Origin of the sequence: Sphingomonas sp. HT-1 (assembly GCF_048568905.1) — a bacterium.
Taxonomy (GTDB): Bacteria; Pseudomonadota; Alphaproteobacteria; order Sphingomonadales; family Sphingomonadaceae; genus Sphingomonas.
Genome location: NZ_CP183770.1, coordinates 1,523,127 through 1,537,447, shown reverse-complemented (window position 1 = coordinate 1,537,447; position 14,321 = coordinate 1,523,127). Strand labels below are relative to the sequence as shown.

The 14,321-nt window shown below is 63.6% G+C and carries 7 protein-coding genes; 4 read left to right on the top strand and 3 right to left on the bottom strand.

Features of this window, described 5'->3' with window-relative positions:
* Positions 1-6: 6 nt before the first annotated feature.
* Positions 7-1,017, top strand: a complete 1,011-nt coding sequence (locus tag ACNFJ7_RS07075; protein WP_019370312.1) for a nucleoside hydrolase — start codon at positions 7-9, stop codon at positions 1,015-1,017.
* Positions 1,018-1,179: 162 nt separating this feature from the next.
* Here the strand turns inward: ACNFJ7_RS07075 and rpoC are convergent, their stop codons facing one another.
* A complete protein-coding gene (rpoC, locus tag ACNFJ7_RS07070) occupies positions 1,180-5,463 on the bottom strand; it encodes a DNA-directed RNA polymerase subunit beta' (protein ID WP_019370311.1) in 4,284 nt (1,427 codons plus the stop codon).
* Between the two features lie 113 nt (positions 5,464-5,576).
* Complete coding sequence (gene rpoB / locus ACNFJ7_RS07065) at positions 5,577-9,731, bottom strand: DNA-directed RNA polymerase subunit beta (RefSeq protein WP_019370310.1); 4,155 nt, start codon at positions 9,729-9,731, stop codon at positions 5,577-5,579.
* Positions 9,732-10,083: 352 nt separating this feature from the next.
* Here rpoB and ACNFJ7_RS07060 point away from each other — a divergent pair, with 352 nt between their 5' ends.
* The 3 genes from ACNFJ7_RS07060 (at position 10,084) to ACNFJ7_RS07050 (ending at position 13,806) form a co-directional block, all read left to right on the top strand.
* The gene (locus tag ACNFJ7_RS07060) at positions 10,084-12,375 is read left to right on the top strand and encodes a TonB-dependent receptor (protein WP_019370309.1); all 2,292 of its coding nucleotides are present in this window, start codon (positions 10,084-10,086) and stop codon (positions 12,373-12,375) included.
* A 241-nt stretch (positions 12,376-12,616) separates the two neighbouring features.
* Positions 12,617-13,174: a hypothetical protein gene (locus ACNFJ7_RS07055; RefSeq protein ID WP_019370308.1), complete on the top strand. Its 558-nt coding sequence runs from the start codon at positions 12,617-12,619 to the stop codon at positions 13,172-13,174.
* A gap of 59 nt (positions 13,175-13,233) precedes the next feature.
* On the top strand, positions 13,234-13,806 hold the full coding sequence (locus ACNFJ7_RS07050; protein WP_236704474.1) for a hypothetical protein: 573 nt from the start codon (positions 13,234-13,236) through the stop codon (positions 13,804-13,806).
* Between the two features lie 94 nt (positions 13,807-13,900).
* On the opposite strand, the gene rplL is transcribed toward ACNFJ7_RS07050, so the two are convergent.
* Positions 13,901-14,278, bottom strand: a complete 378-nt coding sequence (gene rplL, locus ACNFJ7_RS07045; RefSeq protein ID WP_019370306.1) for a 50S ribosomal protein L7/L12 — start codon at positions 14,276-14,278, stop codon at positions 13,901-13,903.
* Positions 14,279-14,321: the final 43 nt, after the last annotated feature.

Below are 14,321 nucleotides of genomic sequence, written 5' to 3'. Positions count from 1 at the left end.
GAACAGATGATCGAGCCGAAACCCGGCCGGCGCGCGGTGCTGGCTGGCGCTGCAGGACTGGCCTTAATCACGCTCGCGCCGCCGGTCCGGGCAGCCCAGCCGCCCCGCGCCCGCGTAATCCTCGACAACGACTATTCGGGCGATCCGGACGGGCTGTTCCAGCTTGCCCATCACCTGCTTTCGCCATCAGTGACGATCCCACTGGTGATCGGATCGCATATCCATGTCGGCGACTTTATGGACGGCTCGGCTCGCCAGGCGGACAATGCCGCCGAAGCTGCCCGCTCGCTGGCGGGGCTGTTGGGGGTGCCCGTCCCGCCGATCCTCGCCGGGCGGAATACGGCGCCGGCGCATGGCGCCCCGCCGCAGCGCACGCCCGCAGTCGATCGCATTCTTGCCGAAGCGCTGCGCACCGATACCAATCTGCCGCTCTATTACTGTGCCGGGGCAGGGCTTACGGAACTGGCCGAAGCGGTGCGCATCGCCCCGGAGATCGGGCGGCGGATAACGCTGATCTGGATCGGCGGATCGGAATGGCCCGATCTCAATCCCGAGTTGCCCGCGCGGACCGACGCCGAGTATAACTTGACCATCGATGCGGCTGCGGTGGAAACGCTGTTCAACGCCAGTGACGTGACGATCTGGCAGGTGCCGCGCAACGCCTATCGCCAACTGACTATCGGCATGGCCGAACTGGAGGCCGAACTGGCCTCAGGTGGTCCGGCGGGGGCCTATCTGCTCGACGCGTTGCAGCGAGTGCGCGCGCGCTTCCCCGATCGGCTTGGTGAAACCTATATTTTGGGCGACAGTCCGCTGGTGACGCTAACCGCGCTGCAGACCCCCTACGAGCCGGACAGCGCTTCCAGCCTCTATGTCATCCGTCCCACGCCCATGCTAGGGAAAGACGGGAGCTATAGGCCCGATCCGAAAGGTCGGCCGATGCGGGTTTATCGCACGATCGATACCCGCCTGACCTTCACGGACCTGTTCGCCAAGCTCCGCGCCGCTGCCAGATAACATCAAAAGGGCATCCTTGCCTTTGCCTGCAGCACCGGAAGGCACGGCGGGCCCGCCACGGAGCTTCGGCATAAGCGCAAAAAAAACCACCGCCCGGGATGCCGGGCGGTGGCTCTTTTCTTGGTACGTCCGGTCAGGCGGCGAGCCCCCGAACGGGGGAGATCACTCCGCCTCGTTCAGGTATTCGCCGGCATCCGCGTCGGTGCCGTGGCCTGAAGGCGCCACTTCCGCCAGCGGATCGCTGCCGGTGCCGCCCGCATCCCGCGGGCTGCGGGCCAGCTCGGCGGCATGCTCTTCGGCCGCACTTGCTGGGGCAATCAGCGACACTTCCTGCATCCGGCGCTGGGCGACGCGGAGCGCCGCATCGCGCGAGGAGGCGGCAACGCGCAGACGGTTCATGCCCGCACCGGTACCGGCGGGGATGAGCCGGCCGACGATCACATTCTCCTTCAGGCCCTGCAGCGTGTCCATCTTGCCCTGGACGGCCGCTTCGGTGAGCACGCGGGTGGTCTCCTGGAACGACGCGGCCGAGATGAAGCTGCGGGTCTGCAGCGACGCCTTGGTGATGCCGAGCAGGATCGGCTTGCCCATCGCGGGCTGCTGGCCCGGCTGGAGCTTCGCGTTGTGCTCGTCCATCTCGTCGCGATCGACCTGCTCGCCCGCCAGCAGCGTGGTGTCGCCGCCGTCGGTGATCTCGACCTTCTGCAGCATCTGGCGAACGATCACCTCGATGTGCTTGTCGTTGATCTTCACGCCCTGCAGTCGATAGACTTCCTGGATTTCGCTCACCAGATATTCGGCCAGCGGCTCGATGCCGAGCACTTCCAGAATGTCGTGCGGATCCGGCGAACCGCCGATCAGGTTGTCGCCACGCTTGACGTAGTCGCCTTCCTGAACGTCGATTACCTTCGACTTCGGGACCAGATACTCCACGACCTCGCCGCCATCCTCGGGCTGGATGCCGATCTTGCGCTTGGCCTTATAGTCCTTGCCGAACACCACGCGACCCGAGACCTTCGCGATGATGGCATTTTCCTTGGGCTTACGCGCTTCGAACAGCTCGGCGACGCGCGGCAGACCGCCGGTGATGTCGCGGGTCTTGGCGGATTCGCGGGCCACACGGGCCAGAACGTCACCACCCTGCACCGTGGCACCGTCCTCGACCGAGATCACCGCGCCCGGCGCCAGCATGTAGCGGGCGGCTTCGGCGGCAGCTTCGCCGGTGAGGGTCAGGCGAGGACGCAGGTCCTCCTTCTTACCCGCACCGCGATATTCGGTGACGACGCGCTGGGCGATACCCGTCGCTTCGTCGACCTGCTCGGTCATGGTCTTGCCTTCGATGACGTCCTGATACTTCACGACACCACCGGTTTCGGTGATCACCGGCATGGTGAACGGATCCCATTCCGCCATGCGATCGCCGGCGCTGACCAAGTGGCCGTCGTCGAACATCACATAGGCACCGTACGGGATCTTGTGCACGGCCAGCTCGCGGCCATCCATGTCCATGATCGCGATTTCGCCCGAGCGGCTGAGCACCACGCGGCGGCCGCGCTGATCTTCGATCAGGCGCAGGTCGCGGAACTCGGCCTTGCCGTCCACCGGCGCTTCGAGGTTCGACTGCTCGTTGAGCTGCGCGGCGCCGCCGATGTGGAAGGTACGCATCGTCAGCTGCGTGCCCGGCTCGCCGATCGACTGCGCCGCGATGACGCCTACTGCTTCGCCGATGTTCACCGGGGTACCGCGGGCGAGATCGCGCCCGTAGCACTTGGCGCACACGCCGAGCTTGGCTTCGCAGACCAGCGGGCTGCGGATCTTCACCGCCGGCACGCTGAGCGCTTCGATCTGCGCGATCATCGGCTCGTCGAGCAGGGTGCCGATCGGGATCGCCACCTGGCCCGTCTTCGCATCGACGATATCCTCGGCCGTGGTGCGGCCCAGGATGCGCTCGCCGAGCGACGCGATGACCGAACCGCCCTGCACGATCGCCTTCATCTCAAGCGCGCGCTCGGTACCGCAATCGTCTTCCATGACGACGCAATCCTGCGACACGTCGACCAGACGACGGGTCAGGTACCCCGAGTTCGCCGTCTTCAACGCGGTGTCCGCGAGGCCCTTACGGGCGCCGTGGGTCGAGTTGAAGTATTCAAGAACGGTCAGACCTTCCTTGAAGTTCGAGATGATCGGCGTTTCGATGATCTCGCCCGACGGCTTGGCCATCAGGCCGCGCATGCCGGCGAGCTGCTTGATCTGCGCCGCCGAACCACGGGCACCCGAGTGGGCCATCATGTAGATGGCGTTGTCGGGCATCTGACGGCCGGTCGTCTCGTCGAACTTAACCGACTTGATCTCGTCCATCATCGCCGCGGCTACCTGGTCGCCGCAACGGCTCCAGGCGTCGATCACCTTGTTGTACTTTTCCTGCTGCGTGATCAGACCGTCCTGATACTGCTGCTCATAATCCTTCACGAGCGCGCGGGTCTCGTCGACCAGGCCCACCTTCGCGTCCGGAATGATCATGTCGTCCTTGCCGAACGAGATACCGGCCTTGAATGCGTGGCGGAAGCCGAGGCTCATGATCGCGTCGGCGAACAGCACGGTCTCTTTCTGGCCAGTGTGACGATAGACCTCGTCGATCACGTCGCCCACGTCCTTCTTCGTGAGCAGGCGATTGACGACGTCGAACGGCACCTTGTGGCTCTTCGGCAGGCACTCGCCGAGCAGCATGCGGCCCGGCGTGGTCTGATAGCGCTTCAGGTAGGTCTGGCCGTTTTCGTCGGTCTGCGGCACGCGGCTGGTGATCTTGGTGTGCAGCGTCACCGCTCCGGCGTTCAGTGCCTGGTGCACTTCGGCCATGTCGGCGAGCAGCATACCCTGACCCGGCTCGTTCTCCTTCTCCATCGTGATGTAGTAGAGACCGAGGACCATGTCCTGCGACGGCACGATGATCGGCTTGCCGTTGGCGGGGGACAGGATGTTGTTGGTGGACATCATCAGCACGCGCGCTTCCAGCTGCGCCTCAAGGCTCAGCGGAACGTGGACGGCCATCTGGTCACCATCGAAGTCTGCGTTGAACGCCGAGCAGACCAGCGGGTGCAGCTGGATCGCCTTGCCTTCGATCAGCACCGGCTCGAACGCCTGGATGCCCAGACGGTGGAGCGTCGGCGCGCGGTTCAGCAGAACCGGGTGCTCGCGGATCACTTCGTCCAGGATGTCCCAGACTTCCTTGCGCTCCTTCTCGACCCACTTCTTCGCCTGCTTCAGGGTCATGGACAGACCCTTGGCATCGAGACGGGCATAGATGAACGGCTTGAACAGCTCGAGCGCCATCTTCTTCGGCAAGCCGCACTGGTGCAGCTTGAGTTCCGGACCGGTCACGATGACCGAACGGCCCGAATAGTCGACGCGCTTGCCGAGCAGGTTCTGACGGAAGCGGCCCTGCTTGCCCTTGAGCATGTCGGACAGCGACTTGAGCGGACGCTTGTTGGCACCGGTGATGGTGCGGCCGCGGCGACCGTTGTCGAACAGCGCGTCGACGGCTTCCTGCAGCATGCGCTTTTCGTTGCGGACGATGATGTCCGGCGCGCGCAGCTCCATCAGCCGCTTGAGGCGGTTGTTACGGTTGATCACGCGACGATACAGATCGTTCAGATCCGATGTCGCGAAGCGGCCGCCGTCCAGCGGCACCAGCGGGCGCAGCTCGGGCGGGATCACCGGCACGACGTCCAGGATCATCCATTCCGGGCGGTTGCCGGATTCGATGAAGCTCTCGACGACCTTCAGGCGCTTGATGATCTTCTTGGGCTTCAGCTCCGACTTAGTGACTGCCAGTTCTTCCAGCAGTTCCTTGCGTTCGCCCTCGAGGTCGAGATCCATGAGCATGATCTTGACCGCTTCCGCGCCGATACCGGCGGAGAAGGCGTCTTCGCCATACTCATCCTGCGCGTCGAGCAGTTCGTCCTCGGTGAGGAGCTGGAACTTCTCGAGCGGGGTGAGGCCCGGCTCGGTGACGATGTAGCTCTCGAAGTACAGCACGCGCTCGAGCTGCTTCAGCTGCATGTCGAGCAGCAGGCCGATGCGGCTTGGCAGCGACTTCAGGAACCAGATGTGCGCGACCGGGGCAGCCAGTTCGATATGGCCCATGCGCTCGCGGCGGACCTTCGATACGGTCACTTCCACGCCGCACTTTTCGCAGACGATGCCCTTGTACTTCATGCGCTTGTACTTGCCGCACAGGCATTCGTAATCCTTAATCGGACCGAAGATGCGCGCGCAGAACAGGCCGTCACGCTCGGGCTTGAACGTGCGGTAGTTGATCGTCTCGGGCTTCTTGATTTCGCCGAACGACCAGCTGCGGATACGGTCCGGCGACGCGATCCCGATCTGGATCTGGTCAAAGGTTTCCGGCTTGGCGAGCGGGTTCGCGAAGTTCGTCAGTTCGTTCATTTCTTCACTCCATCGCCCTCCCGCGAACGGGAGGGGCTAGGGGAGGGGATGTCTTTTCGGCGGCAGGTGACTGGCGGCCCCACTTGCCCGAAGGAAGGTGGGGCGCCGGTTCCTTACTCCGCTGCGATCTGCACGCCGTCGTCGTCGAAGCCGAGTTCGGCCGTCTTCAACTCGACGTTCAGGCCCAGCGAGCGCATTTCCTTGACGAGCACGTTGAAGCTCTCCGGAATGCCGGCCTCGAAGGTGTCGTCGCCCTTGACGATCGCTTCGTAGACCTTGGTGCGGCCGACCACGTCGTCCGACTTCACCGTCAGCATTTCCTGGAGCGTATACGCCGCGCCATAGGCCTGGAGCGCCCACACTTCCATTTCACCGAAGCGCTGGCCGCCGAACTGCGCCTTACCGCCCAGCGGCTGCTGGGTGACGAGGCTGTACGGCCCGATCGAACGCGCGTGGATCTTGTCGTCGACCAAGTGGTGCAGCTTGAGCACGTACTTGTACCCCACCGTCACCTTGCGATCGAACGCCTCGCCCGTACGGCCGTCGAACAGCGTCACCTGGCCGGATTCGTCCAGGCCCGCCATCCGCAGCATCGCCGAAACGTCGGCTTCCACGGCGCCGTCGAACACCGGGGTGGCCATCGGCACGCCCGAGCGGACGTTCTGCGCCAGGTCGACCAGCTGCTCGGTCGAGCGGCGGTTCAACTCGTCCTTGTAGTTGTCGCCATAGACCGTGCCGAGCAGCTCCTTGACCGCTTCCGGCGCTTCGCCGGCCTGCGGGTTGGGGTTGGCTGCACGCCATGCATCGAGCGCATCGCCGATCTTCCGGCCCAGACCGCGCGCGGCCCAGCCTAGATGGGTCTCGAAGATCTGCCCGACGTTCATGCGGCTCGGCACGCCCAGCGGGTTGAGCACGAAGTCGACCGGCGTACCGTCCTCCAGGAACGGCATGTCTTCCTGCGGCAGGATGCGGCTGATGATGCCCTTGTTGCCGTGGCGGCCGGCCATCTTGTCGCCCGGCTGCAGCTTGCGCTTCACTGCGACGAACACCTTGACCATCTTCAGCACGCCCGGCGGCAGCTCGTCGCCCCGCTCCAGCTTCTCGCGGCGGTCTTCGAACTTGTCCTTGATGCGCTTCACGGCCTCGTCATACTGGCCCTTCACCGCTTCCAGGTTGCCCTGCATCGCGTCGTCCTGAACGGCGAACTTCCACCACTCGTGGCGGTCGACGCTGTCCAGCAACTCCTCGTCGATCGTGACGCCCTTCTTCAGGCCCTTCGGCGCGCCGGTGGCGACCTGACCCAGCAGCATCTCGCGTAGGCGCGACCAGGTCGCGCGGTTGAGAATGTTGCGTTCGTCGTCGGCATCCTTGCGCAGGCGCTCGATTTCCTCGCGTTCGATCGCCAGGGCGCGCTCGTCCTTGTCGATGCCATGACGGTTGAACACGCGGACGTCGACGATCGTGCCCGAAACACCCGGCGGCAGACGCAGCGACGTGTCGCGCACGTCGCTGGCCTTTTCGCCGAAGATGGCGCGGAGGAGCTTTTCTTCCGGCGTCATCGGGCTTTCGCCCTTCGGGGTGATCTTGCCGACCAGGATGTCGCCCGGCTCCACTTCGGCGCCGACATAGACGATGCCTGCTTCGTCGAGGTTGCGCAGCGCTTCCTCGCCGACGTTCGGGATGTCGCGGGTGATGTCTTCCGGCCCGAGCTTCGTGTCGCGCGCCATCACCTCGAACTCATCGATGTGGATCGACGTGAACACGTCGTCCTTCACGATGCGCTCGTTGATCAGGATCGAGTCCTCGTAGTTGTAACCGTTCCACGGCATGAACGCGACGAGCACGTTGCGGCCCAGCGCCAGCTCGCCGAACTCGGTCGAGGGGCCGTCGGCGATCACGTCGCCGGCCTGCACGATGTCGCCAACCTTCACCAGCGGACGCTGGTTGATGCAGGTCGACTGGTTCGAGCGCTGGAACTTCATCAGCGTGTAGATGTCGACGCCGCTCTCGCTGGCGTCCACGTCACCCGTCGCGCGGACGACGATACGGGTCGCGTCGACCTGGTCTACCACGCCCGAACGCTTGGCGGCGATCGCGGCCCCGGAATCGCGGGCCACGGTCGCTTCCATGCCGGTGCCGACGAACGGCGCTTCCGCCTTCACCAGCGGCACGGCCTGACGCTGCATGTTCGAGCCCATCAGCGCGCGGTTTGCGTCGTCCTTCTCGAGGAAGGGGATCAGCGACGCGGCGACCGAAACGAGCTGCTTTGGCGATACGTCCATCAGCGTCACCTGATCGCGCAGCGCCATCAGGAATTCGCCGCCCTGGCGGGCCGAGACGAGATCGTCGACGAACGCACCGGTTTCATCGAGCTCGGCCGATGCCTGTGCGATCGTGTGCTTCTGCTCTTCCATCGCCGACAGATAGACGACGTCGTTCGTCACCTTGCCGTCGATGATCTTGCGGTACGGCGTTTCGATGAAGCCGTACTTGTTGACGCGGCTGAAGGTCGCGAGGCTGTTGATCAGACCGATGTTCGGGCCTTCCGGCGTTTCGATCGGGCAGATACGGCCATAATGGGTCGGGTGAACGTCGCGGACTTCGAAGCCTGCGCGCTCACGCGTCAGACCACCCGGCCCGAGCGCCGAAACGCGGCGCTTGTGTGTCACTTCGGAAAGCGGGTTGGTCTGATCCATGAACTGCGACAGCTGCGACGAACCGAAGAATTCGCGCACCGCGGCGACGGCGGGCTTGGCGTTGATCAGGTCGTTCGGCATCACCGTCGACACGTCGACCGACGACATGCGCTCCTTCACGGCGCGCTCCATGCGGAGCAGGCCGACGCGGTACTGGTTCTCGAGCAACTCGCCCACCGAACGAACGCGACGGTTGCCGAGATTGTCGATGTCGTCGACTTCGCCCTTGCCGTCCTTAAGGTTCACGAGCGTCTTGACGACTTCGAGAATGTCCTCGGTGCGCAGCGTGGTCACGGTGTCCGGCGTGTCGAGGCCCAGGCGCATGTTGAGCTTAACGCGGCCCACGGCCGAGAGATCATAGCGCTCCGGATCGAAGAACAGGCCGGCAAACAGCGATTCCGCGGTCTCTAGCGTCGGCGGTTCGCCAGGACGCATCACGCGGTAGATGTCGGCCAGCGCCTGCTCGCGCTCCTCGGCCTTGTCCACCTTTAGCGTGTTGCGGATCCACGGACCGGTGGTGATGTGATCGATGTCGAGCAGTTCGAGCCGATCGATGCCGGCCTTGTCGAGCTTCTCGAGATTCTCGGCCGACACTTCGTCGCCGGCTTCGATGTAGATCTCGCCGGTCTGCTCGTTGATCAGGTCATAGGCGCTGTAGCGGCCGAAGACTTCCTCGGTCGGGATCAGCAGCGTGGCGAGGCCGTCCTTCGCCGCCTTGTTCGCCGCGCGCGGGCTGATCTTCTGCCCGGCGGGGAACACGACTTCGCCCGATGCGGCATCGACGATGTCGAACATCGGCTTCTGGCCGCGCCAGTTCTCGGCCTGGAAGGGGATCTGCCAGCCGTTCGGGCCGCGGACATAGGTCACGCGGTTGTAGAACTGGTTGAGGATGTCTTCGCTGTTCAGGCCGAGCGCGTATAGCAGGCTGGTGACCGGCAGCTTGCGCTTGCGGTCGATGCGGACGTTGACAATGTCCTTGGCGTCGAACTCGAAGTCCAGCCACGAACCGCGATACGGGATCACGCGCGCGGCGAACAGATACTTGCCCGAAGCATGGGTCTTGCCGCGGTCATGGTCGAACAGCACGCCCGGCGAACGGTGCATCTGGCTGACGATGACGCGCTCGGTGCCGTTGATGAAAAACGTGCCGTTCTCAGTCATGAGCGGCATGTCGCCCATGTACACGTCCTGCTCCTTGATATCGAGCACCGACCGGGCTTCCGTATCGGGATCGACCTCGAACACGATGAGGCGTAGGGTAACGCGCATCGGCGCCGCATAGGTGATGCCGCGCTGGCGGCACTCGTCCACGTCGAACTTCGGATCCTCGAGCTCGTAGGTCACGAAGTCGAGTTCGGCGGTGCCGGCGAAGTCGCGGATCGGGAACACGCTGCGGAGCGTCTTCTCGAGGCCGGAGACATAGCCGATCGAGGGGTCCGACCGCAGGAACTGTTCGTAGGATTCGCGCTGAACCTCGATCAGGTTCGGCATCTGCACCACTTCGTGGATGTCGCCGAACACCTTGCGGATGCGGCGCTTCAGCGTGCCGCCCTCGATTGCCTTGGTAGCCATAGGTGTGTGTTGCCTCGTCAGCCGTAAACTCGCTGCCCCTGTCCGGGAGCCAGGACGTGCAAAGCGACGCCAAAAGGCTGCGCGACCCCCGATCTTCGGGATTCGGCAGCTTCATGGCGTCTAATGGCCATTCCGATCCATACGTTCGGTGCGCTGCGCGACGGCGTACCATTTCCCGATCGAAGGGCCAGGGCGGGGATATAGGCGCCGGGGAAGGGGATGTCAAAGGGCGTGGCGTCAGGAAGCGGGGGTAGTGGCCAAGCGATTACTGGGTGGAAACAATTCTGTCGTCGGGGTGCAGTGAAGCCTTAACAATCTCCCGCCAACCGGCCTTCCGAACAAGGGAGGCATTATGAACTACAAGAAATCGGGTCTGCTTGCCGCGTTGCTCGCGACCGTCTCGGCCACGGCGGTACAGGCGCAGGACGCGGCGCAGGGCGAGGGGCCGGGTGGGGACATCATCGTTACGGCGCAGAAGGTCGAGCAGAAGCTCAGCGAGGTGCCGATCACGATCACCGCCGTGACGCAGGAGCAAATGCGCCGGATCGGCGTCAGCGATCTTGATGAGCTTTCGAACTATGTGCCCGGCCTTAACATCCAGGAGCAGAGCGCCAACAATCCCGGCATCGTGATCCGCGGCATCACATCGGACAGCGGATCGGCGCAGCAGGCGGCGCGCGTTACGCTCTACTATAACGGCATCGATATCTCGCGCTCGCGTGGCGCATATCAGGCGATCTATGACGTCGACCGGATCGAAGTGGTGAAGGGGCCACAGGCGACGCTGTTCGGCACCGCATCGACGATCGGCGCCGTCAGCATCCTCTCCGCGCGGCCGAAGGCCGGCGTGTCCGGCCAGCTGACTGCCGGCTATGGCAACTACAACGCCTATCTAGTGAGCGGCCACCTCAACATCGGCAATGACGTGATCGCTGCGCGCGTCGCCGGCGAGTGGAAGAAGCGCGATGGTTATGTGGAGAACCTGTCCCCGACGCAGGACGATCTGTACGCGCAGAACCAGCTCGGCCTGCGCGCGTCGCTGCGCTACACGCCGGACGATGCGCTGGCCATCGACCTGATCGGCACCTATGACCGGCAGCGCAATAGCGGCACGCCGTTCATCTCGCGGCGCTTCGCCACGTCTGCCGGGCCGGCCGATCCGTTCGGGGCGGCCAATCTTTCCGGCTCGCCTTTCTCGGCAACGGCGCTGGGCGCCGACAAGCTCGGGCTGACGCGCGACGTGTACGACGTCAATCTGACCGCCAGCTATGACTTTGGCGAGGGCTGGAGTTTCACGACCGTCAACGGGTATCGAGCGTTCAACTCGCTCGAGATTTTCGACGCGGACGGATCGGCTGCCTGGTGGCTCGAATTCGCCGAGGGCGCCTATGGCTCGCAGATCAGCCACGAAGGCCGCTTCGCCTATTCCGACGATCATGTCCGCACCAGCTTCGGCTGGAACGTGTTTCACGAGAACAGCCGTCAGGAAGTGCCGTTCTCGACCGAGGAGGGCATCTACATCCAGTGCGCGTCGAACGTGATCCCCGCGCTGGGCTGCGTCTCTTCCACTGGCGTGGTTACCGCCGCACAAGCCACCCCGCTGCTCACGCGCGGCGCATTGACGCAAATCCCCTACCGCTCCATCTTCACCAACAAGGGCATCAATGATCAATATTCGATGTTCGGCGAAGCAACCTGGATGCCGACCCAGCGCCTTGAACTGACGGCGGGCATTCGAGCGCTAATCGAACAGCGCAAGTCGGGCTTCGTTTCGATAGCGCCGCGATCGCTGCTGAGTGGGGCGGCGCTCATCCCCGGGCAGGCGACTACCAACGGCACGCTCTGGGCGCAGGACAGCTTCCAGGCCTTTCTGCCGCGCTTCAACGTCCTGTATCGCTTGACCGACGCGGTGAATCTGTACGCCACCGTATCCAAGGGGCGGCGGTCTCCCACGGTGAACCAGGGCGCGACCTCGCTGTCGGTGATCCCGGAAGAGACGGTGTGGAACTATGAAGGCGGTGTGAAGCTGGCCCGCAGCATGTTTACCGGCTCGCTCGGCGTCTATTATCAGAAGTACAAGAACTTCCAGATCAACCGTACCGTTACCGAAGCCAACGATCCCTCTGGCCGTCCGGTAGGTTCCACCGTTACCGAAAGCGCCGGCACCGCCAGCAACTTGGGTTTCGAGGCCGAGGGCCAACTACGCCCGACTAATTGGCTGACGCTGTTCGGCAATGCCGGCTTCATCGATGGCGGCGTCGACAAGGACCGGTCGAACGGCATCTATGCGGGCAACCGCTTCCGCCTGCAGCCGCGGCTGCAATGGGCGGCGGGCTTCACCGTCGATGCGCCGGTGGCCAACGGGGTGCGCCTGTTCGCAACGCCGAGCGTTACCTATCGCAGCAAAATCTTCTTCGAAATCCCTAACCGGGAGGCGATCTCGCAGGACAAGGTAACGCTGGTGAACGTGCGGGCGGGGCTCAGCTTCGCCGAAGGACGGTATGAAGTTGCGGGCTATGTCCGCAATGCCACTAACGAGCGGTACCTGCTCGATGCCGGCAACACTGGCGGGGGCTTCAATAACCCCACCTATATTCCTGCCGAACCGCGCTTTTACGGTGTTCAGCTAACCGGCAGGTTCTAACCGAAACGACGTGCGGGGGTGGGCAGCGGCTCGGCGCCCACCTCACATGTTTTCGGCGCATTCAATAAACGCCGATCGCGTGTATCGCGCACGAGATCAGTATAATTCCCGAAGCGATAACCTTGGTGTCTGCATAATTCGTTAAGTCTGATGATGTTGAGTGGCAGCGAAGCCGGAGACGGCGTCGTTTGGGGCTCGATGGCAGTTTTGCGGAGCTGCCAGCTTGCCGTGGAGCAGGGCCATGAACATCGCTACGATCCGAAGATACTTCTACGAAGCGATCGAATTCCTCACCTATTTCGTTTTCATGACGGTACTTGGTGCGGCGATGTACACGCTGGTCGAATATGCTCCGCAGGCAAATGCGAAGTGGTACATTAATACCTGCATTGCCATGGCGATCTTCACGGGCGTATATGCGCTGCGGATGTACAGCCGCTATCGGCGGTGGCGGAAGCGGCTGAGCGCGGCAGGCCTGTCGCTGGAGCCCGCACCCGAGCCGCTTCCGGAGGTGTCGGCTGAGGAACGGCGGACGCTGCGCTGGTCCGAACGAATTGCGGCTGAGCGGCTGGAGGCGCAGGGCGGCGATCCGGCTCGGGTGAAGCTGCTCGAAGAGCTTGAGGCGGTCGAGAGGGAATATCGGGCGAAGCGGATTGCGCTCGGTGAAGATCCCGACTCCGAAGATCCGGATTTCGAGATCGATCCCAGCATGTCGCTGGAGGCGATTCGCTTGCGCATCGCCGATCGGATGGCGCGGGAAGCTATCGAGGAAGAAGAATCTCGACGCATTTTTCGGTAGCGGGGCGGGGTTGCCGCTAAGCATTTCCTAACGATTTTCGTTGATGAAGCAGGTGCGAAATGGGCGAGCAGCGCGCCTCTGCGGCTTTTTGCGCCAGTCGCGGGGGCTTGCGTACCATGAACTCTGAATCCGTTCGTCGATATCTTCTGCTGTCCGTCGAATTCGGCGCGTATTGCGCGCTGATGATGCTGCTCAGCTACCTGATGGTGCTGATCGTCCTTGAAGCACCGCAGCCCGGCAGCACGGTCTACATCACTGCGGGCGTCCTCGCGGCGCTGTTCACGGGCGTGCATTCGGCGCGGATGTTTCATGTCTATCGTGCGGCGCTGCGGCGAGCACACCTTGCCCGCAGCAAGCCCCGCGAGCGCCCGCGGCACTGGTCCGATCGCATCGCCGCGACGGAGCGGGTGAACAAGCACGACTTGCTTCGCACGAACAATGCGGTGGAAGATGCGTCACCCGAATTGGAAGCGATCCGGCTGCGCATTGCTGAGCGTATGGCGCGCGAGGATCGCGAACAGAGCGAGCAGGAGCGCCAGGAGCGCGAAGCGGTCGACCGCGAGCGTCTGGAGCGTGCGAGAAATGCCCGCATCCGCGCGGAGGCGGAGCGAAGGGTACGCCAGCGACAGTAACGGCTTCAACAGGTCGGCACCGGTCACGCAAAAAGGCGGCTCGTTCCCGAGCCGCCTTTCCGTTTCGCAAGCCTTGAAGGCCGGCGCAGAAGCCTTACTTGACCTCGACGGTCGCGCCGGCTTCTTCAAGCTGCTTCTTGATCTTCTCGGCTTCGTCCTTGGACACGCCTTCCTTGACCGGCTTCGGAGCGCCTTCGACCAGGGCCTTGGCTTCAGTGAGGCCGAGGTTGGTGATGGCGCGGACTTCCTTGATGACGTTGATCTTCTTGCCACCGTCGCCGGTGAGGATCACGTCGAATTCGGTCTTCTCTTCAGCGGCCGGGGCAGCGGCGCCACCAGCGGCCGGGCCAGCAACGGCGACGGCAGCGGCGGCCGAGACGCCCCACTTCTCTTCGAGCAGCTTCGACAGCTCGGCTGCTTCGAGAACGGTCAGCGCGGAAAGCTGTTCGACGATTGCGTTAAGGTCAGCCATGATACACTCCAGTTAAATCAAAAGTTCGGGATAAAAGTCGCAA